Origin of the sequence: Streptomyces sp. NPDC020917 (assembly GCF_044333795.1) — a bacterium.
Classification (GTDB): Bacteria; Actinomycetota; Actinomycetes; order Streptomycetales; family Streptomycetaceae; genus Actinacidiphila.
In genome coordinates, this window is record NZ_JBIRRR010000007.1 from 138,415 (window position 1) to 161,160 (window position 22,746).

Consider the following 22,746-nt stretch of genomic DNA (forward strand, 5'->3'; position numbering starts at 1 on the left):
GTCACGCAGGCGCGGCGAGCGGCGGGTGCTCCAGCACGCGGGGCTTGTACTCGACCAGTTGAATGCGGCCGTCGAAGGTGCGGTGGTTGATCATCTCGAGGGCGACATCCGGATAGCCGTCGTAGATGCGTTCTTCGCCCGTGGCCCCGGTGATCACCGGGAACATCACGACCCGGAAGCGGTCGACGAGTCCGGCCCGCAGCAGGGACCGGCACAGGCTGAGGCTGCCGATCGTGCTGAGGAGCCCCCAGCCACTCGCCTTCATGGCGCGGACCGCCTCGACGGCGTCGTCGCGGACGAGCGTGGAGTTGGCCCACGTCAGCGGCTCCTCGAGCGAGGAGGAGAACACCACCTTGGACGCTTGCGTGAGCTCGTCGACGGACGCCTCCTCTTCGGGCCTGAAGTCGTCCTGGCCACTCGGGACATCGCCCGCGGCGAAGCCCGACATCAGGCGGTAGGTGTTCGCTCCCATCAGGTAAGTGGCCTTGGGCTGGTCGCCGAGCCATGCGAGGTACTCCGGGCCCTCCAGGCCCCAGAAGCCGGGCCATCCCTCTCCCGATGCGCATCCGTCGAGGGAGGTGATGAAGTCGACGAGAAGCTCCGACATGCCGGTGTCCTTTCCTACGGTGTGACGAGCTTGGACCGGCCGGGAGCCGGAAACTCACCGCGGGCCGCCGTTCCTCCGCCTCTCCGTGCACGAGAAGGTGCTTCACCGGATGAGCAACTGACCCTCCAGGACGAGGGCACGGCCACCGCGCTCGCTGCCGCACCGACCCGCGGGTGGCGGGTGCGCGGCGCCACGCGCCCGTTCCGCCCGCCGGAGGCGTTAGCGTGGGGTCCCGGCGGGCGGAACACCGCGGGCTGCGGGGCGGGTCGGCTGCCCGCGCGGTCGTGCCGCCAGCACAAGGCACCGGGCGAGAGCGGAGTGGTGGGTCGTGGAGGAGCGCGTTCTGGGGCGGACCGGCCGGAAGGTCGGCGTGGTCGGGCTGGGCGCCTGGCAGTTGGGCGCGGACTGGGGAACGGTCGACGAGGGCGAGGCACGGTCCGTGCTGTCGGCGGCCGTGGAGGCGGGCGTGACGTTCATCGACACCGCCGACGTCTACGGTGACGGCCGCAGCGAGCGACTGATCGGCCGGTTCCTCGCGGACAGCGGAGCGCAGGGCATCACCGTGGCCACCAAGATGGGCCGGCGCGTGCCGCAGGACCCGGCCGCGTACACGCTGGAGAACTTCCGCGCCTGGACCGACCGTTCCCGCGCCAACCTCGGCGTCGACCGTCTCGACCTGGTCCAGCTCCACTGCCCGCCCGCAGCGGTCTACGCGGACGACGCGGTCTTCGACGCCCTGGACACCCTGGTAGCCGAGGAGCGCGTCGCGGCGTACGGGGTGAGCGTGGAGACGAGGGCCGAGGCCCTGGCGGCGATCGCCCGGCCCGGGGTGGCCAGCGTCCAGGTGATCCTCAACATGCTGCGGCTCGGGCCGCTGCGGGAGGTCCTGCCGGCCGCCCGCGAGGCCGGTGTGGGCATCATCGCCCGGGTGCCGCTGGCCAGCGGCCTGCTGTCCGGGCGCTACGACGAGAGCACCACGTTCGCCGCCGACGACCACAGGAACTACAACCGGCACGGCGAGGCCTTCGACGTCGGCGAGACCTTCTCCGGCGTCGACTTCGCCACCGGGCTCGAAGCCGTCCGCCGGCTGCGCCCACTGGTCCCGGACGCGGCCACGATGGCGCAGTTCGCCCTGCGGTGGATCGTCGACCAGCCCGGGGTCTCCGTGGTGATCCCCGGCGCGCGCAACCCCGAGCAGGCCCGCGGCAACGCGGCGGCGGCCTCCCTTCCGCGCCTGTCGCCCGAGGCCCTGGACGGCGTGCGCGCGGTGTACGAGGAGCTGATCGCCCCCCAGGTGGCCGATCGCTGGTGACGTGACGTCAGTGCCACGCACGCCGAGGAAGGGTGCCGCGTCTCCCAACTCGGCGGCGTGGCCGCGGCGTTCGGGCGACAGGTGGCGGCGACGGTCACGATCGCAGCCGCCGCAGGGCCGGGTCGGGGCAGTTCCTGCTCTGCGCATTGACGGTGAGCACTGCGCGCCGGTAGCTTCTGGCCGATGGTGTGACAACGTTGTCGGTCATGATCTCTGCCGCCCTCCGCGGCAGCGGAAAGGAGCCGCTTCCCATGCGCTCGCACCGCCTGAAACTCGCTGTGACCGGAGCCCTAGTGACCGTTCTGGCGGCCGGTACCGTGTCCGCGGCGTCCCCCGACGCGATCGCCCGCCCGGCCGGCTCGGGCCGGGCCCAGTCACCGGCGAGCACGAACGCGTTCCGCGCCACCGCGACGTACGCGTCGCTGGAGAGGTACTTCGGCACGACGGACGGCTCCGGCCTGTTCCACGAGCAGTATCCGGTGGCGGCCGGCGACAACCCCTACTCGTACGAGTGGCCGCTGTCCCAGGCGCACGTCGCTGCACTGGACATCTCGGCGGTCGATCCCGGCTACCAGGAGCAACTCGCGGCGGTCGACCGCGCCCAGGAGCACTACTGGAATCCGGTCGGCGGGACCACCGGGGTGCCCGGCTACGACTCCTACGTCATCGCCCCGTACGGAGCGGGCGGCGACCTGTTCTACGACGACAACGAGTGGGTGGGCCTGGAGAAGGTTCAGGACTACCTCCAGCACCACGACCGTGCCGCGCTCGCACGGGCGGAGCAGATCTTCACGCTGGTCAGGTCCGGGTGGGACACCGACCCGAGCCACGCCGATCCCGGTGGCGTCTTCTGGACCCAGGCTCCCTGGAGCCAGGACCGGAACACCGTGTCCAACATGCCCGCCGCCGAACTGGGACTGCGTCTCTACCAGATCACCGGCAAGCGCGCCTATCTCGACGACGCCAGGCGGTTCTACGACTGGACAAACGCCCACCTGCAGAGCCCCGACGGGCTCTACTGGGACCACGTCAACCTCGGCGGCGACATCGAGAAGACCTTCTGGTCCTACAACCAGGGCGTTCCGATCGGGGTCAACGTCCTGCTCTACCAGGCCACCCACGACCGGACCTACCTCGCCCGCGCCGAGCGGATCGCCGAAGCCGCCTACAGCTACTACGTCACCGGCGGCAGGCTCAAGAGCCAGCCGGTGTACTTCAACTCGATCTTCTTCAAGAACCTCCTGCTGCTGCAGTCCGTCGCCGGAGGCAGCACGTACCAGCGGGCGATGGCCGACTACGCCGGCTGGGTGTGGACCACGGCCCGGGACGCGAGGACCGGCCTGGTGCACTTCGGCACGAGCGGCGCCACCCAGGCGATCGAGCAGGCCGCCACGGCGCAGATCTTCGCGGTCCTCGCCTGGCCGCGGTCGGCGTGGCCGACGCTGTACTGAGCGGGGCGCCCGGACGGGCAGCAGCAGAGCGACGACGGTGACGGGCCGGTGGCAGTGGGGCACTCGCGCGTGGCGGTGGGACGGCCCGGGAACGACCGGGCGCGTCAGGCGGCCGGGAGCGGGTGCTGCGCGGTGAGAGCGCCGGTGATCGCGGGGCGGACCCTGGTGAGCATCAACTCCAGGAATCGGTCCTTCAGGCAGGTCCTTGCGTTTCGAGCATGGCGGGGGTCTTTCTCCTCAGACGAGGTCCGCGGCGCGGACGGTGTGGAGGTGGATCACGGCGTCGTAGGCGTGGGCGAGGGCGGTCTTCGCCGGCTGGGACGACCAGTAGAGGCCGTAGGAGCGGGTGGGACGTGCGAGGGACAGCCGGTCCTTCGCGGCGGGCGGGGCGGTGCGCAGGTCGAGGACGCAGCCGTGGGGGTGGACGCGGTCCGGGGTGTGCTCGTTGTAGCCCCGGAGGGCCGGGGCCACGCGGTAGGTTGCGGGCTGCTGGGCGTTGGGGCCGGGCAGGGCGTTGATGGTGCCCTCGTTGAAGGTCAGTCCGATGCTCACATAGCCGTCCCCGAGTTCCCTGCGGAGGAAGGCGCCGACCGGCTCGGGGAACTCCGGCTCTCCGAGACATAGGAGATGTGGCCGTTGTGGGAGGCGAGCAGGATGCGACCGCCCCGATGGCGCAGCCACCAGGCGGTGTTGGCGGCCTCCGGGCGGATCGGCGCGTAGAGCGCCTCGATCCGGTCGGCCAGGTCGGGGCGATGGGTGTCGGCGACCGCGACGCCGATCGCCAGCATCCACAACTGGCCCGGGCGGGCGTCCCGGTTAGCGATCGTCTCCAGCAACTGACCGAGATGCAACCGTTGGTGCTGAACCCGTGCAGGTCGAGGTAGAGCTGCCCGTCGGGGAACTCCGGGGTCAGCAGGTGCGCGGCGTGCACGGCCAGGGCGGACTTGCCGACGCCGCCCATCCCGTCGATCGCCACCGTCGCGGACTCCCGTGCCGCGGCGAGGAGTTCGTTCAGCTCCCGGCGGCGCCCGGTGAACGCCGCGACATCGTGCGGCAGATCGTTGCGCACCGGGGCGGCGGCAGCAGCAGGCTGCGCCCCGCTCCGCGCCCGCTCCCACACCCCGCGCAACGGCCGGGGATCGCGCCCCGCCACCCTGCACAGCGCCACCACGGTCGGCCAGGGCGGGACGGCCTGACCGGAGAAGTACCGTGACAGCGACGAGCTGCTGCCCTTCACGTCACGGGCCAGATCGCGCAGGCTCCGCCCGGTCAGGTCGCGCAGTTCCCGCAGCTTCTCGGCCAACTCCTCGCCCAAACCGGCCAGCCTCTCACCGACTCCACATGCCGACCGTAGGCTGGCGACTCCGAAGCCCGGCGGCGCAACCGCTCCCTCCTCGCCCCGGCGGCAGACGCAGCCCTCTCGGCGACCGCGTGGGCGCCCCCAGCGTGTCCCTGACCTGCCGCGGATCCCGGCCGCCGCCCCCGACCAGGGCCGCGGCTGCGACGAACTGCCCTCCCCAGGATGCGGCAGGCTCACTCCGGGGAAGCGGACGACAGGGACTTCATCAGCTGGCGCATGGTCGGCAGGAGAGCGGGCCGCAGGAACGTCGTGTCGGCACTGACCGGCCGCAGGACCGCGCCGCCGGTGGCCGGAGGCGTGCCGGTGCCCTGCCATTGATTGATGCCGTCGAAGGTGAGGGAGAAGACCGCGCCGCCGTCGAGGGCCCGGATGACCTGACGCTTGTCGCTGAGGATGGAGTACGCGCGCTCGCCCAGGCCCGTGACCGGCCTGATGACCCCCGAGACGGGGAACGCGGCGTAGGTTCCCTGGCCGTTGACCGCCAGGTTGCTGTTCTGCACGCGACCTGCGTCCTCGAATTCCGCCTGGGGATCGGCCTTCTTGTGCAGGTCGACCGTCACCGTCGCAGTGTACTCAGTCGTCCAGCCGTCACCGGCCGATCTCGTGCCGGACAACACGCAGGACACATGGTCGAGAGCCTGCCCCCTGAGCACCACTCCGGGGTCGGCATCGAACTGCTCAAGGCCCAGGGCCTCGGTGAACGGCTCGAGATGCGCGGCGGTGCAGGTGCTGTCGGGTATGCGGTAGCCGTGCAGGTCCAGCACATGCGTACGGCCGTGGACCACGGCGACGAGCACCGCGCCCCACACCAGGGAAGTCGCCACGACCGCGGCCGCCACCGCCCCCACATCCTCCTGCCCGTCCACCCGGCGGCCGGGGACCCGGACGACGGACGTCCGCCCCCCTCCAGTTCATCGCACTCCGGCCCCACTTCGTCGCCGTCGCCCGCCAGTTCCGGCTCGGTGATCATGCGCGGTCCTCCCCTGCTCGTCGCCTCCCCCGCCGTCGAGAACCGCGGTGACCGCGGCTCCTCCACAACGAGGGCCCCCGGCAGCGTATGCACGGAACGCCCGTCCGGACGACCGAGGTTGACCACGCAGCGGCAGGCGTTCGGCCGCAGATCGCCGAGATCGCCGGGATCTCCCCCGTCAGTCGTGTGTCGTGGGGTGCAGGACGGCTTCGGCGATCTCCCGCACCCGATCCCTGGTGATGCCCGCGCGCTGCTCCACCGCCAGCGGATGGCCGGTGGGTTCGAGCTCGACAAGGGGGCGTCGCCCGACCTCGCGGGTGTGCACGTGGGTCTTCAGATCGAGGGTGCGGGGCGAGTAGGGCGCGAGCGACGTGCACAACCAGCCGAAGTAGGGCTCCTCGCTCTCCCGGCCGGGCGTGTTCCACAGGTCCAGGGCGCGGGCGAAGTTGTCCCGGCTCAGGGAGACCCACACACCCCAGGAGAAGACGCCGGGGCTCCCGAGCACAGGTATCTCGATCAGGCCTCTGACGAAGAAGTGCTGCGCCTTGATGACGCATTGGTCCGAGGAGAGCATGCTGGCGCCGTCGCCCTCGAAGCCCGGGTCCCAGACGTCTGGAGCCATGGTGGAGTACCCCAGGGGCAGCTCCGCGTGGTGTTCACCGCAGCAGGAACAGGTGTACCCGAGATCGTCGGTCATGAGCGGAGCCTAGCGACGCCCGCTACCTCGCCGGAGGCGGAGGCGATCGCCGACGGCCTCCACGCGCGCACCGACGGCTTCACCCGGCCGCCACGGTCCACACCGACCACCCCCCTCGCGGCACCGACCCCCACCCATCGCTCGCCCACCACGGAACCGCCTGAGCGCTTCGGGCCCGAGGCCGAGCCTGCCCGGCGTGGGTTCCTGAGGGAGGTCTTCCGGCACGGTGACGCGGCCGTGGCATCCGCCGCGGGGGCCGGAGAAGCATGCGCAGGCCTCCGGCGGTCCTTGTGACTACACGCCCGCGGCGGTCACGACGGCGTCGGTGGCGAAGCCGAGGAGCAGTCCGAGCAGGATCATCCAGCTCGTGAGTTCCTTCATACCGGTCTTGCGGGCCACCGACAGCAGTTCGATGACGACGTAGAGGATGGAGCCGGCGGCAAGGCCGAGGAAGGCGATGGACAGGTAGTCGTTGACGACATGCTGGCCGACAAGGGTGCCGAGGAAGGTGGGACCGCCGCCGATCAGTCCGAGGAGGGCGAGGCGTGACCAGGAGGGCCGCTCGCCTTCGGCGGACAGCGGGGCCACGATGCCGAAACCCTCGGTGGCGTTGTGCAGGCCGAAGCCGATGATCAGCAGGACGGCGAGGGAGATCTCGCCCGAGGCGGCCGAGTTCCCGATGGCCAGGCCCTCGGCGAAGTTGTGCAGGCCTATCCCCACGGCGATCATCATCGCGAGACCGGCGGCCCGCGAACTCTTCGCGACCGGCCGCTCGGTGACAGCCGCGGCACCCGGACCCTCGGACAGACCAGAGGGGCGGCGACGGGCGCGGCCGGCCAGCCAGCGGTCATAGTGGACGAGGCCCATGAGCCCGGTTCCGACGCCGGCCGCCAGCATCGCGCCGCCCGCGACCGCCTTGGTCCAGCGATGGTCGCCGAGGGCCGTGTCGGTCGGCTCCCACGCGGCGGTGAGCACATCCCAGATCAGGAAGAGCAGGATGCCGATGGCGACGGCGTTGAGTGCCGCCCGGAGCCGGGGCGCGGGCCGCTGGAGCCGGCCTATCGGCAGTCCGAGGTAGATGGTGAAGCCGGCGATGGCGCCGAGAAGGACGATGTGGGACGAGGACACGTGCGGCTCCGGGGACGGGGAATATGCCGCGCAGACCCTAGAACAGGCAAGGCTCACCTAACAAGCGAACGAGACGTCGGACCGCCGTGGGCCGTGGAGCCGGACACCGGGGCTGTCTACTACGTTCAGCCGGATGGCGAGCCGTGGTTCGCCAACTCCTCCGTCGTCGTCTGGGTGCAGTGCCTGCACCACTACGGGCTGCGGGTCGACACCTGCGATCTGCTGCTCAATGCCGGTGACCACGAAGAGAGCGCTGTCCTGGCCGAGTTGGAAGAGCTGGCGGCCGAGCTGGAGGAACGCGATCCTCCCGCGTTCGCGGGGTACCAGGGATACATCTGGCCCGAGTTCCTGGCGCGTTGGTTGTGGTGACGGCGGCCGACGGCGATCTGGACACCGGCTCGCGGTGGCCGTGCTCCGCAGCTTCTGCACGGCTTGTCCCGGGGCGACGGCAGGCAGGACGGGGCTCCCGCGCGGCTGGATCGTCAGGCGGTAGCGGCAGGCGTCGTCGGTGAACGCGGTGCCGGTCGGACCCGTCGGGCAGGTCAGCCGGGGCCCTGGGCCCCGGGCGGTGTGACGAGCAGGTCGCACCTGCCGATGCCGTAGGCGAGGAGGCAGATCGTGTGCGGGTGAGGAACCGCCCCGGATCGGTTGATGTGGACTTCGCGGTCCCCGACAGTCACGCTGTCGGGCTGGATCCGCCACATCGTCCGGCAGACGGTGACACGAGTGATGCCCGGCCATCGGCTGTCCAACGCCGCTATCAGAGGCGGCAGTTCTCGGCCCAGGTCGTGCGAACGCGGCCACCACGTGCCGTCGAGCCGCTGGGGCGCATCGCTCAGCGGCCCCAGCCGCACCCGTGCCGGGCGGTCTTCCGGGAGCTCTGACAAAGGGTGCTCGGTCACGGCCAAATCTGCCGAGCTCCTTCTACCAGCTCCGGAGGCGGCTCCGTAGCGCGGGCCGGGGCAGGATCCGGAGGCCGGGAGGTGTCGATGCTGAGGTTGAGGCGCGTGCCCGAACCCGTATCGCCGGCGGGATAGCTGCGCTGCTCGGTACTCGCGAACAAGGAACGCAGCACCTGCGCCACGGACCTGGCCACATCCGGCGAAGCCGCGGTGATGCGCACCTCAGCGACGCCCGGCGCAGGGAGAGAGGGATCCGGTGAGAGGAGTGTCCCCGGCCGTTCCCGGCGCCGCCAGTCGGGCGCCTGTCCTGTTCGGGACGCAGCGTGGGCCTGGGGGTCTGTGGACGCGCCGCCCTTGTATTCCAAGGGCTCCTCGGGATCCTGTACTCGGTCGACCGCCGTCGACAGACCACTGCCTGCCTTTCCCTCCGCTGCGCGTCCCCCGTCCTCGGCCACGGACGGGACCTCGCTTCGTTCGGGTTCCGTCGCGAACTCCTCGCCTGAAATTTTACGGGAAGACGCGATGTCCGGGCTGCCGCGAGGGGGAAGATTTTCGAACCGTGCATAATCAATGGCGAAACGGCCGGTGGTCGTCGTCATGGGGTGGACCCGTCTCCGGCCTTCGCGAAAGCGTGACCGGCATTGACCTTCATCAAGAACGGCGCCCGCATGGCAGCCGACGTACAGAAAGCTCTCGATGCTGCAACCCTACCGCTCAGACCAGCGGAACGGTTGTCGGCCGTCATCGCCCTTCCACTGGGGAGTAGGCTGAAGACACCGAGGGTATTTCGTGCACCCGCATTCAGCTCGTGTCGTTTTCGGCGATTGATGACCACCGGGCCGGCGTTCCGGCCCGGGGTGAGGTTCGCGCCATGACTGCGACGGCTGTGCGCATACCGGTGACCGAAGAAGCCCCCAGGAACCCCGCCTCCCACCGGCTCCGTCTCTCGCTGGCACCCGCGGGCTCCGCGCCCTCCAGAATCGACGGCGCCTGGTGGCCCTACTCCCGTGATCTGGCCGCGGAACTCCCCGCACTCGTCGACGAACTCGACCTGACCTGGGACCGGATCACCCACATCACCGTCAACCCGACCTACTGGCCGGTGATCCCGCACAAGGTGCAGGGCAACGGCCATGTGGTGAGGGTCGGTTGGTTCAAGGAGGAGCAGGATCCGCATCAGCTGATGCTGCTGTCCTACCGCGCGGGCCGCTGGGACCTCCTCGTGATCCCACCGGAGACACCTCCCGCCACCGCCGCGTGGCTGATGACCGTCGCGGCCGACCCCCTGCGAACCACCACGGGAAGCCAGTTGATGGCGGAAGCCGCCCAGCGCACCGCCGAGGAAGCCCAGGACACACCGGAGGCGGTCTGGGACTCCGAAGGAGGCCACGCCGCCCGCTCCGAGAGCGCGCCGCCACGCGATGCCGCGAAGAAGGCGGCCTGAGGGCGCCCCGACAGTGATCCGAGTGCGGTCGCCGCCTCCCCGGGCAGTGCCCTTGGGCACCCCTACGGCAATGGCGGCCGTCGCCGCCCGATCGCCGCTCCCCTCCGGCCGTGCGGCCGGACCGTGGAGCCACCTACGGAAGTGACACCCATGATCGTCCTGATCACCCTTCTCGTCATCGTCGGTGTGGCCGGCCTGATCCTGCTCACCATGAGCGTCCACGACGTCCAGCAGTACCAGCGAGGCGTGGTGTTCCGTTTCGGACGTCTGCTACCGGACATCCGCGGGCCCGGGTTGCGCCTGATCAGGCCGATCGGGGACCGGATGCGCAAGGTGTCGGTGCAGACCGAAGTGCTCGGTGTGCCGGCGCAAGGAGCGATCACCGCGGACAACGTCACGCTCACCGTCGACGCGGTCATCTACTTCCGTGTGCTCGACCCCGTCAAGGCCCTGGTCAACGTCACCGACTACCGCGCGGCGGTCTCCCAGATCGCCCAGACCTCGCTCCGCTCGGTCATCGGACGCGCCGACCTCGACACGCTGTTGTCGGACCGCGACCACGTCAACGCCGAGCTGAAGAAGGTCATGGACGCACCCACCGAGGAACCGTGGGGACTGCGCATCGAACGCGTGGAGATCAAGGACATCGCGCTGCCCGAGTCGATGATGCGCTCGATGTCCAAGCAGGCCGAGGCCGAACGTGAGCGCCGGGCCCGTGTCATCGCCGCGGACGGCGAGTTCCAGGCCTCCCAGCGCCTCACCGACGCCGCAGCCACGATGGCCGACACCCCCGGCGCACTCCAACTCCGCCTGCTGCAGACCGTGGTGGACGTCGCCGCGGAGAAGAACAGCACCCTCGTCATGCCCTTCCCCGTCGAACTCCTCCGCTTCTTCGAGCAGCACGACGACGGCCAGCACGACGGGACCTCCGCACACCGCGAGACCCATCCGTCCGTACTCGCCGACGCCGTCACCGCCGCGGCTCTGCCGGCCGGCATGACCGTGCCCACCGCCAACTGCGACGCCCGCGCCGACCGCGCCCAACTCGCCCGCGAGCGACGCACCAACTGGCCCACGCCCGAGCAGGTGGCAGACGAGGCCAGCGCGCGCGACGCGACCCCGACTCCGACCCCGAACTGACGGGCGGCGCGCCCTCCAGCCAGGTCGCACGCCAGGGCTGGAGGGCCATTCGACGGATCATTCCGGCACGCTGAGCGTTCGCTCCCGACCGGCCTCGTCGGGTTGCCTACTCTTGTAGCCGTAACTCTCCCGGGCCGCGGAGAAGGTGAGCCTGTCGATGAAGTGGCGGTCGGGAACCGCGCCGCACGACGTCCCCGGCGTCGGCCTGGGTGACGACCCGACGCTGTGCGAGCATTGATCCGGTACGCGTGACCAGACGAGCCGGGATCTTGCCGTGCGGAGGGCCTTTCGCAGAGAGCCACAGCACCATCTGAAGCCGCCCCAACCCTCAAAGGGTCACGTCCTGACGCCTTCCTCCAGTTTTGGTGGGCCGGCCTGATGCAATGCGCTCCGGTTGAGTACTGCGCGGACGCGCTCGCGGATCTCTTCCGGCGACCCGTTGGTGATGCGCGAGCCGATCCCGCACGCGGCGGCTCCAGCCGCAACCCAGGCAGGGACATCTTCCGGGGCGATGCCGCCGGTAGGGACTAGTGGCGCTTGGGGCAGGGCAGCCCGGATGTCGGAGATCCACGTCGGCGAGAGGGCGCTGGCAGGAAACACCTTGACGGCATCGGCGCCGTGTTCGAGGGCGCGCACGATCTCAGTGGCCGTGCCGCAACCGGGGATGGCGGCAGCGCCGTGCCGCTGCGCGACCCGGATGACGGAAGGTTCCACGTTCGGGGCGACCAGGAAAGCCGCACCGGCTTGGATCGCCGCCACGGCGGCAGCCTCATCGAGAACGGTGCCGGCCCCGATGACGGCGTCCGGGTGCGTGCGGACGAGTTCGGTGATCGCTGCGAGCGCCTCGCGGTTGGTGAGCGGCACCTCTACCGTACGCAGCCCCGCGGTGAGCATGGTGCGGGCGGTGGCTACGGCGCTGGCGGCGTCAACAGTTCGGGCAATGCCGATGACGTGCTGGGCGAGGGCTTCGCGGATGATGTCGTGTCGGTACACGTCAAGGACCTGTCTCTTCTGGTCGGGTCGGGGGATTGCGAGTGATGGCGCGCCTCAGCGATCGACCTCGTCCCTGCCAAGTTCGGCAGCCGTCGGCAGGCCGCCGATGTCCGTGACCTCCCCGACGACCAGCGCCGCGCTCACTGCTCCAGCGTGAAGCGCTTCGCGGGGGTCTCTTCCCCGCAGCCACGCTCCGAGGTATCCGGCGACCAGTGCGTCGCCGGCCCCGACAACGTCGACCACCGAGCGGGCAAGCGTCGGCTGCCGCCAGGTGCCCTGTGCGGTCGTGACGCTCGCCGACTTGTCGGCGTGCTTGACCACCACCGTGCCGACTCCCCGGTCGAGCAGTGAATCGGTTTCCTGACCGAGGACTTGGAGCTCGTCGTCGCCGGCGAAGACCAGGTCCGCGCGATCCAGGAGTGGCCCCACCACCGTTCTCCACCGTAGGCCGGAAGCAAGCCTGTACCGGATGTTCGGGTCGAAGGACACCGTGGCCCCCTGCTCCCGAGCCATCTCCAGGAGGCTGAGGACTGCAGCGTGGGCGGCGTTCGAGAGCATGGCCGTGATTCCCGTGACGTGGACGAGGCGTGCGCCGGACAGCCCCCTCGCTCTGACGAACCGGGCGGACATTGCGGACGCTGCCGAACCCGTCCGGCGGTACTCGACGTTGATGCTCCGGGCCGGGTGGCTGTCGCGTAGCAGCAGCCCGGTCGGGCGGACAGGGTCGATCTCGACGGCAGAGACGTCGACGCCCTCGGCTCGCAGCTCACGCAGCACCGCGTCGCCCGCCGCATCGGCGCCGACCCTTCCGAGCCAGCGGGCACGCAGGCCCAGGCGAGCCAGTCCAACCGCGACGTTGGTCTCCGCGCCGGCAATCGAGGCCCCGAACACCGTAGCGCGGTTCAACGCAGTACCGGGTGATGCGACGAGCAGACGCATCGCCTCGCCCAGAACCACGACGTCAGCGTCGCCTACGTCGGGAGAAACACCCGAGGCAGCCCGTTCTGGCTCAGGACCGGACATGCCCCGCGCCTTCCGGAAACGGGAGGGGGTCCATGTCGATCAGGTGGCGCGGGCAGAAGCCGAGCAGCCGGCGGGCGGCCCCGGTGTCGATGGGTACTTCGCGCCCCAGCAGCTCGCGTCGTGCCTCCGTCACCGGATGGTAGGCGGCCATGAGTTTCGCGGTCGGATACGGCGCCAGCGTTTCCGGTGCTGCCAGGAAGACCTTGTGGAACCCGGTGAGGGGTGCCGTGATCGCCAGCCAGCACGCTTCCGCGGCGTCCCGGACGTCGAGGTACGACCATACGTCCGGAGCGCCGGCCATGGGGTCGGCCACTGTCTGCGCCAGGCGCTCGCCGGCGCGCTCCGCGTTGGTCACCAGCGGGAACCGGAGCCCGACCAGCGTCATGCCGTGTCGCAGCGCCATCACCTCGGCGGTGTCCTCGTCCACCCGCTTCGACAGGCCGTAGGCATCGGTGATCTGCAGCGGCAGGTCCTCGTCGATGGGCACGTAGGCAGGGTGCAGGGCCCGGGCCGACCACGGCAGGCCCAGGATCGAGTAGCTGGACGCGAACGCCAGCCTCGCGATGCCTGCCTGTCCCGCTTCCTCCATCACCGCGAACGTGGCCCGGGTGTTGGTGGTGAACACCTCCAACGGCGTGCCATCGTTCGGCGAGGACATCGCCGCCAGGTGGACGACCGCGTCCACGCCGTCCAGAGCGCGGCGCACAGCTTCGGGGTCGCCCGCATCTCCGACGACCACCCGATCGGCGCCGAGTTCGTCCGGTTCGTCGAGCACCAGGGCTGTGACGCGCACACCTCTCGACAGCAGGTCCGCGACGACGACCCGCCCTATCAACCCCGCGGCGCCGGTCACCAGCACGCGGCTGGGCTGGAAACTGCTGGTCACGGGGCCTCCAGACCGCCGTCGGGGCGGCGCACACGCGTTGCCCACTGTTCGAACAGGAATTTGGTCGGCGTGAAGCGGCTCGCCGCCTTCTCGTCGAGATCGACACCCCAGCCGGGTTTCTGCGACGGCGTCAGGTGGCCGTCGGTGACTACCCGAGTCCCGGGGAACACCTCATGGGTCGCGTCGTTGTAGGCGTGCGACTCCTGGTATCCGAAGGCGGGGGTGGAGATGTCGACGGCGAGGTTCGCGGCCACACCGACGGGTGAGATGTCGCCTGGCGAGTGGAAGGCGGTGCGGACGCCGGCCAGCTCGCACATGGCGGCGAGCTTCCGCGTCGGGGTCAGCCCGCCGATCGAGGAGGTGTGGAACCGCACCAGGTCGACACCACCGCCGCGGATCAGGCGCGCGGCCTCCGGCAGTGAACCGATCTGCTCACCTACGGCGATCGGAACCGGCGAGGCCACGCGGACCTCGGGGAGCCGGTCGTAGAGTTCCGGCGCGATGACGTCCTCGAGGAACGACAGCCGGTACGGCTCCAGCGCCCGTGCCAGGACTACCGCCTGTTTGGGCGTCAGCCGGCTGTGCACGTCATGCATCAGGTTGACACCTTCGCCGAGTCGCGCTCGCGCGGCCTCGAAGAGGCCCGGTGTCGCCCGCAGGTACTGTTCTGCGTCCCAGCCGTCGGGGTGCGGTGAGCGGGGGTAACCACCGGGCGAGCCCGGCGCGCCGTAGGTGCCGAGACCGGGGCCGCCCACCTGGAGCCGGACGTTGCGGTATCCCTCGGCAATCAGCTGCTGGGCCTGGTCCAGGGTGTCCTGGACCGTCGCGCCCGCTGCGTGCGAGTACACCTCGACCGCCGCACGGCAGCGTCCACCGAGCAGTTCATGGACCGGCATCCCGGCCCGCTTCCCGGCGATGTCCCAGAGGGCCTGGTCCACGCCGGACAGCGCGTTGTTCAGCACGGGCCCGTTGCGCCAGTACGAGGAGTAGTGGACCTGCCGGGTGATGTCCTCAATGTCGGACGGATGCCGTCCGATGACGAGCGGCGCTACGTGCTCTTCCAGCGCCGCTACCACGGCCGCATAGCGTTGGGTGAAGGTCGCGCAGCCCAGGCCGTACAGGCCGTCGTCCGAGGTGTCGACCCGTACGACGACGAGTGGCATGCCCTCCGGCGCGGTGACGATCGCCCGCACCTGGGTGATCCGCAGCGAGTCCCGAGCGGTCCAGGGCGGAGCCGTCTCCGGCAGCCTCCCTTCGGCGTCCAGGAGCCGGTCAGGCACGTGTGGCTTCACAGAAGGTCCTTTCCATGGAACAGGGACGGTCCGCCCGGGGCGGCGTCGTTCAGCCCTTGAGGCCGGTGAACGAAACCCCGCGGATGATGTAGCGCTGGAAGACGAGGAAGAGCCCGATCGGCGGCAGTGAAGCGATGAACAGGCCCGCGATCAGCAGGGCTTGGTCGGATGTCTGCGCCAGGCGGGGCAGGGCGACGGCGAGCGGCTGCTTGTCCGGACTCGTGATCACCAGGAGCGGCCACAGGAATTCCGTCCAGGCGGCCATGACCGACAGCAGCGAGACCACCGCCAGGATGGGCTTCGACATCGGCAGGACGATCCGCCAGAAAACGGTGAAGGCCCCGGCACCGTCGACCTGCGCCGCTTCACACAGTTCGCGTGGGATCTCGTCGAAGAATCGTTTCACCAGAAGGATGTTGAACGTGCTGGCGCCCGCCGGCAGCCACACCGCGAACGGGGTGTCGATGAGGTTCCAGCCGATCAGCGGGAGATGCAGGATCGTCACGTACTGGGCGATCAGCGTGACGGTTCCCGGCACGAACAAGGTCACCAGGATCGCGCCGTAGACGTACTTCCCGTACCAGGGCTTCAGCACGGACAGCGCATAGCCGGCGGTCGTCGCCACCACGATCTGGACCGCCCACACTCCCGCGACCAGGACCACCGAGTTGAGCAGGTAGTGCCCAACCTGCAGGGTGTTCCAGGCGTCGGCGATGTTGCCCCAGTGCGCATGTGACGGCCACAGGGCCATCGGATGGTGCAGAAGGTCCTGGGTGCCGGTCACGGCGCCCTTGGCCATCCAGAACAGCGGTCCCGCTCCCTCGACCAGCAGTGCGACGAGGAGCAGGCCCTGGACGGAGGACAGAGTGGCGCGCACGCCGCGGCGTCGCCGGTCCGCAATGCTGATCAGTCCGGCGTCGGAGGTTTCCTTCACGAACTCCACCTCCTGGTGGCGCGCAGGTACACCGCGGAGAGCACGCCCAGGACGGCGGCGAGCAGGACGCTGAGCGCCGAGGCCATGCCGTAGTCGCCGTCGACGAACGCGTAGCGGTAGATGAGGAACAGGACGGTGACGGTCGCGTCGTTCGGGCCGCCGTCGGTCATCACGAAGGGCTGAGTGAAGACCTGGAGCGTGCCGATCAGCTGGAGCAGCAGCATGACGAGAACGACGCCGCGCAACTGCGGGAGCGTCACATGCCATATGCGGCGGAGGATCGACGCTCCGTCCAACTCACTCGCCTCGTACAGTTCCCTCGGAACCGAGTGAAGTGCGGCGAGGTAGATCAGGACGCTGCTGCCGGCTCCCGCCCAGGTGGCCTCCAGGACGAGGCTGGGCATCGCCCAGGTGCTGGACTGAAGCCACGGGTACGGTCCGAGGCCGACCAGGCCGAGGACGTGATTGAACAAGCCCGCGTCGGGGTCGTAGAACCACTTCCACAGCAGGACGGCCACCACCGGCGGCAGCGCCACGGGCAGATAGACCAGCACCCGGTACAGCCCGCCAAACCTGCGGATCGTGGACATGGTCACGGCCATGAAGAGTGGCACGGGGAAGCCGATCACCAGAGCGAGCAGCGTGAACCACAGCGAGTTCCTGACCGCGGTCATCAGCACCGGGTCGGCGAACAGGTTGGTGAAGTTCTCGAACCCCACCCAGCGGGGCGGGTCGGTGAGGTTCGTACGCTGGAAGCTCATCAGAACGCTGCGGACGATCGGTCCCCACGAGAAGTACGCGAAGACCACGAGCGCCGGCAGCAGGAAGGGCAGGGCGGTCCAGGCGTCCCGACTGCGTGGGCGGTTCCTTGGCTGACGGCGCCTGCCCGCCGCTCGGGTCCTGCCGCCCGGCCTCGGGGCAGGAGCCGTCCCGGGACCTCCAGGACGGGCGGGGATCGTGCCCGTGTCCCGGCCCGCCCTGATGCCGGCTGTCACTGAGCCCTCTTCAGTGCGGCGGTCACCTTCGTCTCGGCGTCCGACAGCGCAGCGTTAATGTCCGTCCCGTGCTTCGTCAGCACCGCCTGCACCACGTTGTCCAGAGCCGCGTAGAGGTCCTGGGCGGCAACCGGGGGCTCCGCCTTGTAGGTGAGCTTGGCGTCGCCTGCGATGTAGGGCTGGTAGTGGGCCACGGGCAGGTTGACGTAGGGCTTGATTGCCGCCTGGATCTTGTCGTACGCGGCTCGGCCGAACACCGGGACCGTGGGGATTCCTACCGGGATGCCGTCGGCGGCACTGGCCTTGGCGCTGGGGGCGGCAATCGTCTCGTCGTAACCCTGACGCAGCGACATGAAGTCGATGAACTTCACGGCCGCAGCACGCTGGGCCGCGTTGGCTCTGGCGCTGACCATCCAGACGGTGCCGCCCAGGAGCGTGGCGTTCCCGCCGCCCTGCGGCATCGCGCCGAGCCCGAGCCTGGACGTGTCGCCCTTGTAGTTCGCGACATAGTGACTGATCAGGTCGGGGGCGGAGACGAACATGCCCACATTGCCTGCCGCCATGTCCCTGATCAGGTCCTCCTGGCCGCGCAACTGGTTGGTGCCCATGGACTTGTCGTCCCAGCGCATCGCGGCCAGCAGCGCGAGGGCGCCCCGCGTCGGTTCCGCGTTGAACGCCGGGGCGTATCCCGAACCGGCGGCGATCTCCATCTCACCGCCGCGGGTGTACGTCTCCGCGGTCAGGTGCCAGCCGCCGGTGTTCTGGGTGGTCATCTCGCCGAAGCCCGGGACTCCGGTCTTGTCGGTGATGGCCTTCGCGGCGGCTCGGAGTTCGTCCCATGTGGTGGGCGGCCTATCGGGGTCCAGCCCGGCCTTGGTGAACAGCTCTCGGTTGTAGGCCAGGCCCAGTGAGTAGGCGGAGGCGGGAAGGCCGTAGACGTGGCCGTCGCGGGACGTCATGGCGATGATGCGGGAGTCGTACTGGGCGAAGATCGGGAGGCCCTTGGCCTCCGCCGTGATGTCCGCGACCTGGCGGCGCTGGATCAGACCCGCCGGTTCGGTCATCGGCACGGTGAGCACGGTGCTCGCGGTCCCGCCCGCGAGCTGGGCCGCGAAGGTTCGGGCATCCCACTGTTGGTCCGAGGGGGAGACCTTGATGCCGGGGTTCGCGGTCTCGAACTGTGCGAGGCGGTCGAGGTACTGCTTACGGGCCGCGGCGTTGGTTGTCGGCGGCATGCCCATCGCGGTGATGCGCACCTGCCCCGGCTTGTCCCCCGAGGATTTGCCCGAGGAACAGGCCGCGAGCGTCGCGGCGGCAGCGGCACCGGTGGCCATCCCCAGCAGGCCGCGGCGGGACAGGGTTCTGGAAGCGGAGAGCTGTGGTTCGTTCATAGCGGGACAACCCCTCTGGTGTTCGCGCGTGAAGGAGGCTCCGGACGACCGCTGTCGAGTCCGGCTGTGGCCCCCAGGGGCGGGCCGGGCCGCCGAAGTAGTGGTGGTGACCATATTTACATCGTGTTAACGTGTCAACCACGTTGGCGAAGTTCGTGGCCCGACCAGACTCACTCGACCTAGTGGCCACCAACGAGTCCCCGGCACGACTACATTTGTCATGTCAAATCTGAAGGAGTGAGATGGGCAACGCGCCGCTGTACCAGCGCATTAAGGCCGAACTGCGTGCCGCCATCGCCCGGGGGGAGTATGAACCGGGGAGTCCGTTCGTCACCCAGCGCGAACTATGCGAGCGGTACGACGTGAGCACCACCACTGCGGTGAAGGCTCTGAACGACCTGGTCACCGAAGGCCTGCTCGTCAGGCAGCAGGGCCGGGGCACGTTCGTCGCAGAGCGCGGGCCTCAGGATTCGCGGATGTCGGGGGGGGCGGCGTCATCGATCGCGTGCATCGCGCACGGCGTGGCCGGGCCGTATGTGTCAACGATGATCAGTGGTGTGGAATCGGTGTGCTCCGAGCTGGGATACCGGATGTATCTGGCCGACACGGCGCGCCCCGGCGAGAGCGCATCGCCGGAGCGTGAGGCGAATGCGCTGCGCGAAGCGCTGGACAGCCATGCGGCAGGAATCGTCCTGTACCCAGTTCAAGGCCACGCGAACGGCGACCTGATCATGGAGATCCAGCGGCGTGGTGTCCCGCTGGTACTGGTCGACAGGTATCGGTCGGACATCCCGACCGATGTCGTCGTCGTGGACAACTTCACCATTGGATACGAGCTGACCCAGCATCTCATCGCTGCGGGCCACACGCGCATCTTGACGCTGTGGAGTGAGACTGACGTGACCAGTGTGTGGGACCGGCTCAGCGGACACGTGAAGGCCCTACAAGAGGCCGGCGTCGCCGTCCGGCCCGAGTTCACCTTGCTGCGCAACTACCTCGACCTGCCCGAGGAGGGACGGCGCGCGATGCTGCGATCTGCCCTGGAAGGTACCGAGCCTGCGACGGCTGCACTGTGCTCGCAAGGCTTCGTCGTGGCCTCCGCGGCCGCCGATCTGGTCGCACTCGGGCTCAGCGTCCCCAACGACTTCGAATTGGCGGGCATGGACGACGAAGGCCCATTCGACCTGCTGCCTCTGACAGCCTTCGCCGCCCAGCTGCCGAACCGGGAGATGGGTGCGACGGCCATGCGGCTGCTGGCCCAACGGATCCATGAGGGGGATAAGGCCACAGGGCCTCAAAGAATCACACTGCCGACCAAAGTCCGGACCCGCGACCAGACATCCGCACATCTGCGCGTCGTGGGCGGCGCGGCGAGCTGAATCGCTGGGGCCGGGTTCTGTTCGACCGAGCGCGTCCCGCGACGGACCAGGCCGCGGGACGCGTGGACACGGGTTGGCGCTAGTCGTTAACGAGTTGGACCGGGCGAAGAAGGCTTGAGTTCTTGGTCGCGGCGATGCCGTCCCCCCAGGCAGCGAAGTTACGGCCCTTGCCGTCGTTGTCGTTGACCAGGGCCGAAAGGCCGAACGGCACGGTCGGTGGACCTGCCGTCCCAAGGGCGGACCAGGGTACGTCGACCTGGTAGTGCGTCACACTGCCACTACGGGTGATGCTCGCAGTGGCACCAGGGGTCGGCCCGGCGGACTGGCCTGTCGGTGGTGTCCAGGTGTAGACGGCGGGACCGCTGGGCAGAAGCGCGGCTCCGATCTCGACGCGCTGGGGGTTGAGCCCTGGGAGCGCTGGCGTGATCGCGAATTGGATGCTGTCGGCGTTCCACATCAGGCTCGGGTCGGTGTTCGGCTGGTCGAAGACGTTGTCCGTGACGTCAGCGACGAACTCCAATCCGGTGGCTGTGAAGGACGGACGGAGGGTCCCGGACAGGTCGTTCGCACCGCCGTAACCACCGTTGGTGTAGGTCCGGTCGACCTGGGTACCGAGGTTAATCGGAGGAGCGTGGCCGGCGCCCGCCGGTTCGACCGGATTCCAGCCGGTCCAGCCCGCATCGGTGCTCTGGGCACCGCTGCCCTCGGTGACGCGATCGAAGAACCACTGCTTGTCCCACGTGGGCAGGGTGGGCACGTCGGCTGTGATCGTCGTGCTCTGGCCTGGCGGTATGTCGGCGATACCGGTGAAGGTGCCGCTGCCCTGGACGGTGGTTCCGGTGAGGACCTTCCAGTCGACAGAGGAGATCGGGAGGGGGGTCTGTGTCCGGTGGTTGGTGATCGTGATCTTGAGTTGGTTGTGCAGGGGGTTCGCTGACGACACATGGGGGACGGTGGTGACCGTGGTGGCGGCCACCACCGTCGTCTCGGCTGCGAGGCGCATGCTCGTGACGCCGGCGACGCCTGCCTTCACCACTACGGTCCGCTTGCCGAGCTGGCTGTTAGTCGGGACGTCGATGGTGGCTCGGGCCGCGCCGGAGGCGTCGGGCACGAGCGTGAAGCGCTTGCCGTAAACCGCGCCCGTCAGCGGGATCCTCGAGTGTGCGGTGATCGTGGCCGGAATCGACTCCGCGGTGTTCGAGGTCTGCGGAACGGACAGCGTGACGGGCGGCTGGGCGAGGACGTGCATCTTGAGGGTTGCGGCCGCGCCTGCGGCGTTTCGGACAAAGAGCGGGTGCTGGTCGAGGCTGAGCGTGACGGCCCCGCTGACCGGGGTGTAGGTGGACTGCCGGCCGAACTCGTCCGTCACCGTGACGGGGCCGCTCGCGGTCACCTGCACAGTGCTCGGTGTCGTCGCCCACATCACGTGCGTCGTGTTCGAGCCGCTGCCGAACCGGTAGGAGTAGGCGGGAGCGGTAAGACCGTCACTGCCGGTGAACGGCAGGCCGCCAATCTGTCGCAGGATGGTTGCCTGGGTGGCCAGCGCGGGCTTCGGCGCCTGAGCGACCACGCCGGTTGTAGGCTGCTTGAGCAGCCCGAAGTTGTACTCCTTGTTGGTCGAGCCGGTGCCGTCGTTGAGCAGGTCATACCAGAAGTACTTGTCGATCCCCGCGGCGAAGGCAAGCACCGGCAGGCGGACCGCGTAGTCGGCCTGGTCGGCTTCCGTGGCTCCGCCGGGCATCACGGTCTGGCCGCTCTCGGTCAGCCACAGCGGCATGTCCTTGCCACTGTTGTTGTCGCGAATCTGCTGTTTGAGCCAGGGGATCTCCCCAAAGGCGTTCTCCGGGTTCCCGTCGGCGTAGGCGTGGATGCTGAAGGTGTTGATGTACTGCAGCGCGCCGGCGGACAGCAGGCCGCTGATCCAGGGCTTGTCGATTCCGGCGCTGACCGGGCCTATGAGGTTGGTGTCGGTGTGCCCGCCGCTGATCTTCACTGCCTGGTACACCGACTTGAGCATGTTCAGGTAGCAGTTGACCTTTGTGGTCACGGTCTGTGCGCAGGCCGCTGCGGTGTCGAAGCCGCCGTCGAACTCGTTGTAGACCTCGATGTCCTTGGTGTACTGGCCGAAGTGGCTGGCGATGCCGTTCGTGTAGGCGCCGAAGGCGTTCCAGCCGGCCTGGGTGTAGGGGGTGTAGCCGCCGTCGTAATTCGGGTTCGAGTATCCCGAGATCAGCAGGGTGCGGAGACCACTCTGGCTCGCGAGCGGGACCTCTGCGTCAGTGACGTAGTTGCTCCAGTTGTAGGTTCCGGCGGGGTTCTCGACCAGCGCCCAGTTCTGGTCGGTGCGGACCTCGCTGAAGCCGAGGTGGCTGATGAGCGGGAACAGCGTCGCGTCGTTCGGCTGGTGGCCGAAGTGGATGTCCATACCGAAGCGCTGGTCGGTTGTGGAGGTGCCGGGAGCAAAAGCGCTGAGCACCGCGAAGGTGGTCGGCACGGTCGTCGCCGCGGTTCCGCTGCCGGCGGTCACCGACAGTGTGTAGTAGCCAGGGCCGAGCGATGTCAGGTTGATCGACCCTGCACCGCTCACCACCGCCGTAGTGCCGGAGGCGACCTGGGTCCCGCTCTCGTCTCCCACCGTGTACGAGACCGACGTCTGGTCAGAGGAGACGGTGATGGTGCTTGCGCCCTGGTCGAAGACCAGGACCGGATTCGTCACGGTCAGGGCTGCCGCGGCGTGCGCGGCCGGGGCACTTACGGCCACCGCGGCAAGAACGCTCGTGGCGAGTGTGAAGGCAGCGGCCGCCGCCTTCACACGGAGGGTATGGGTAGTACGTCTGATGCG

General features: G+C 69.2%; 21 protein-coding genes and 1 pseudogene. 6 read left to right on the plus strand and 16 right to left on the minus strand.

All coding sequences use genetic code 11. The annotated features are described in order from the left end of the window. Position 1: 1 nt before the first annotated feature. Positions 2-607, minus strand: coding sequence for a dihydrofolate reductase family protein (locus ACH4TG_RS17420; protein ID WP_398243172.1), 606 nt, complete (start codon positions 605-607; stop codon positions 2-4). A gap of 328 nt (positions 608-935) precedes the next feature. On the opposite strand from ACH4TG_RS17420, the gene ACH4TG_RS17425 reads away from it, so the two are divergent. Together ACH4TG_RS17425 and ACH4TG_RS17430 are read left to right on the plus strand one after the other, a co-directional pair. Beyond that, complete coding sequence (locus ACH4TG_RS17425; protein ID WP_398243174.1) at positions 936-1,919, plus strand: aldo/keto reductase; 984 nt, start codon at positions 936-938, stop codon at positions 1,917-1,919. Between the two features lie 251 nt (positions 1,920-2,170). Then, complete coding sequence (locus tag ACH4TG_RS17430; protein WP_398243175.1) at positions 2,171-3,370, plus strand: glycoside hydrolase family 76 protein; 1,200 nt, start codon at positions 2,171-2,173, stop codon at positions 3,368-3,370. A gap of 237 nt (positions 3,371-3,607) precedes the next feature. On the opposite strand, the gene ACH4TG_RS17435 is transcribed toward ACH4TG_RS17430, so the two are convergent. From ACH4TG_RS17435 to ACH4TG_RS17460, 6 genes and pseudogenes are all read right to left on the minus strand, one after another. After that, on the minus strand, positions 3,608-3,922 hold the full coding sequence (locus ACH4TG_RS17435) for an erythromycin esterase family protein (RefSeq protein WP_398243176.1): 315 nt from the start codon (positions 3,920-3,922) through the stop codon (positions 3,608-3,610). Continuing rightward, on the minus strand, positions 3,919-4,221 hold the full coding sequence (locus ACH4TG_RS17440; protein WP_398243177.1) for a hypothetical protein: 303 nt from the start codon (positions 4,219-4,221) through the stop codon (positions 3,919-3,921). The genes ACH4TG_RS17435 and ACH4TG_RS17440 overlap by 4 nt, the downstream gene beginning before the upstream one ends. A gap of 293 nt (positions 4,222-4,514) precedes the next feature. Next, a pseudogene (locus ACH4TG_RS17445) lies at positions 4,515-4,907 on the minus strand (helix-turn-helix domain-containing protein); the annotation flags it as partial. Beyond that, positions 4,904-5,569 carry a hypothetical protein gene (locus ACH4TG_RS17450; protein ID WP_398243178.1) on the minus strand — a complete coding sequence of 222 codons (666 nt, stop codon included), beginning with the start codon at positions 5,567-5,569 and terminating at the stop codon, positions 4,904-4,906. The pseudogene ACH4TG_RS17445 and the gene ACH4TG_RS17450, both read right to left, overlap by 4 nt. Before the next feature lie 309 nt (positions 5,570-5,878). Continuing rightward, positions 5,879-6,397 carry a DUF2199 domain-containing protein gene (locus ACH4TG_RS17455; RefSeq protein ID WP_398243179.1) on the minus strand — a complete coding sequence of 173 codons (519 nt, stop codon included), beginning with the start codon at positions 6,395-6,397 and terminating at the stop codon, positions 5,879-5,881. Positions 6,398-6,691: 294 nt separating this feature from the next. Beyond that, positions 6,692-7,525, minus strand: a complete 834-nt coding sequence (locus tag ACH4TG_RS17460; RefSeq protein WP_398243180.1) for a ZIP family metal transporter — start codon at positions 7,523-7,525, stop codon at positions 6,692-6,694. A 93-nt stretch (positions 7,526-7,618) separates the two neighbouring features. On the opposite strand from ACH4TG_RS17460, the gene ACH4TG_RS17465 reads away from it, so the two are divergent. Further along, positions 7,619-7,894 (plus strand): SUKH-4 family immunity protein, encoded by a 276-nt coding sequence (locus tag ACH4TG_RS17465; protein WP_398243181.1) that lies wholly within the window; start codon positions 7,619-7,621, stop codon positions 7,892-7,894. A gap of 173 nt (positions 7,895-8,067) precedes the next feature. Here ACH4TG_RS17465 and ACH4TG_RS17470 read toward each other — a convergent pair whose 3' ends face one another. After that, positions 8,068-8,427, minus strand: coding sequence for a DUF5994 family protein (locus tag ACH4TG_RS17470; protein ID WP_398243453.1), 360 nt, complete (start codon positions 8,425-8,427; stop codon positions 8,068-8,070). 871 nt (positions 8,428-9,298) lie between these two features. On the opposite strand from ACH4TG_RS17470, the gene ACH4TG_RS17475 reads away from it, so the two are divergent. Together ACH4TG_RS17475 and ACH4TG_RS17480 are read left to right on the plus strand one after the other, a co-directional pair. Next, entirely contained in the window at positions 9,299-9,871 is a 573-nt protein-coding gene (locus ACH4TG_RS17475; protein ID WP_398243182.1) for a DUF5994 family protein, read from the plus strand. A 150-nt stretch (positions 9,872-10,021) separates the two neighbouring features. Then, entirely contained in the window at positions 10,022-11,011 is a 990-nt protein-coding gene (locus ACH4TG_RS17480; RefSeq protein WP_398243184.1) for an SPFH domain-containing protein, read from the plus strand. 336 nt (positions 11,012-11,347) lie between these two features. On the opposite strand, the gene ACH4TG_RS17485 is transcribed toward ACH4TG_RS17480, so the two are convergent. From ACH4TG_RS17485 to ACH4TG_RS17515, 7 genes are all read right to left on the minus strand, one after another. Beyond that, positions 11,348-12,004 (minus strand): bifunctional 4-hydroxy-2-oxoglutarate aldolase/2-dehydro-3-deoxy-phosphogluconate aldolase, encoded by a 657-nt coding sequence (locus ACH4TG_RS17485; RefSeq protein ID WP_398243185.1) that lies wholly within the window; start codon positions 12,002-12,004, stop codon positions 11,348-11,350. Between the two features lie 54 nt (positions 12,005-12,058). Further along, positions 12,059-13,027, minus strand: a complete 969-nt coding sequence (locus ACH4TG_RS17490) for a sugar kinase (RefSeq protein WP_398243186.1) — start codon at positions 13,025-13,027, stop codon at positions 12,059-12,061. Then, complete coding sequence (locus ACH4TG_RS17495) at positions 13,014-13,913, minus strand: NAD-dependent epimerase/dehydratase family protein (RefSeq protein WP_398243187.1); 900 nt, start codon at positions 13,911-13,913, stop codon at positions 13,014-13,016. Before ACH4TG_RS17495 ends, ACH4TG_RS17490 begins: the two co-directional genes overlap by 14 nt. Continuing rightward, positions 13,910-15,106, minus strand: coding sequence for an enolase C-terminal domain-like protein (locus ACH4TG_RS17500; protein ID WP_398243188.1), 1,197 nt, complete (start codon positions 15,104-15,106; stop codon positions 13,910-13,912). The genes ACH4TG_RS17495 and ACH4TG_RS17500 overlap by 4 nt, the downstream gene beginning before the upstream one ends. 148 nt (positions 15,107-15,254) lie before the next feature. After that, positions 15,255-16,139 carry a carbohydrate ABC transporter permease gene (locus tag ACH4TG_RS17505; RefSeq protein WP_398243189.1) on the minus strand — a complete coding sequence of 295 codons (885 nt, stop codon included), beginning with the start codon at positions 16,137-16,139 and terminating at the stop codon, positions 15,255-15,257. After that, entirely contained in the window at positions 16,136-17,095 is a 960-nt protein-coding gene (locus tag ACH4TG_RS17510) for a carbohydrate ABC transporter permease (protein ID WP_398243454.1), read from the minus strand. The genes ACH4TG_RS17505 and ACH4TG_RS17510 overlap by 4 nt, the downstream gene beginning before the upstream one ends. Positions 17,096-17,130: 35 nt before the next feature. Then, positions 17,131-18,525 (minus strand): extracellular solute-binding protein, encoded by a 1,395-nt coding sequence (locus ACH4TG_RS17515; protein ID WP_398243190.1) that lies wholly within the window; start codon positions 18,523-18,525, stop codon positions 17,131-17,133. Between the two features lie 242 nt (positions 18,526-18,767). Between ACH4TG_RS17515 and ACH4TG_RS17520 the strand changes: the two genes are divergently transcribed. Beyond that, on the plus strand, positions 18,768-19,904 hold the full coding sequence (locus ACH4TG_RS17520) for a GntR family transcriptional regulator (RefSeq protein WP_398243191.1): 1,137 nt from the start codon (positions 18,768-18,770) through the stop codon (positions 19,902-19,904). Between the two features lie 79 nt (positions 19,905-19,983). Here the strand turns inward: ACH4TG_RS17520 and ACH4TG_RS17525 are convergent, their stop codons facing one another. Continuing rightward, positions 19,984-22,716 (minus strand): hypothetical protein, encoded by a 2,733-nt coding sequence (locus tag ACH4TG_RS17525; RefSeq protein WP_398243192.1) that lies wholly within the window; start codon positions 22,714-22,716, stop codon positions 19,984-19,986. Positions 22,717-22,746 lie beyond the last annotated feature (30 nt).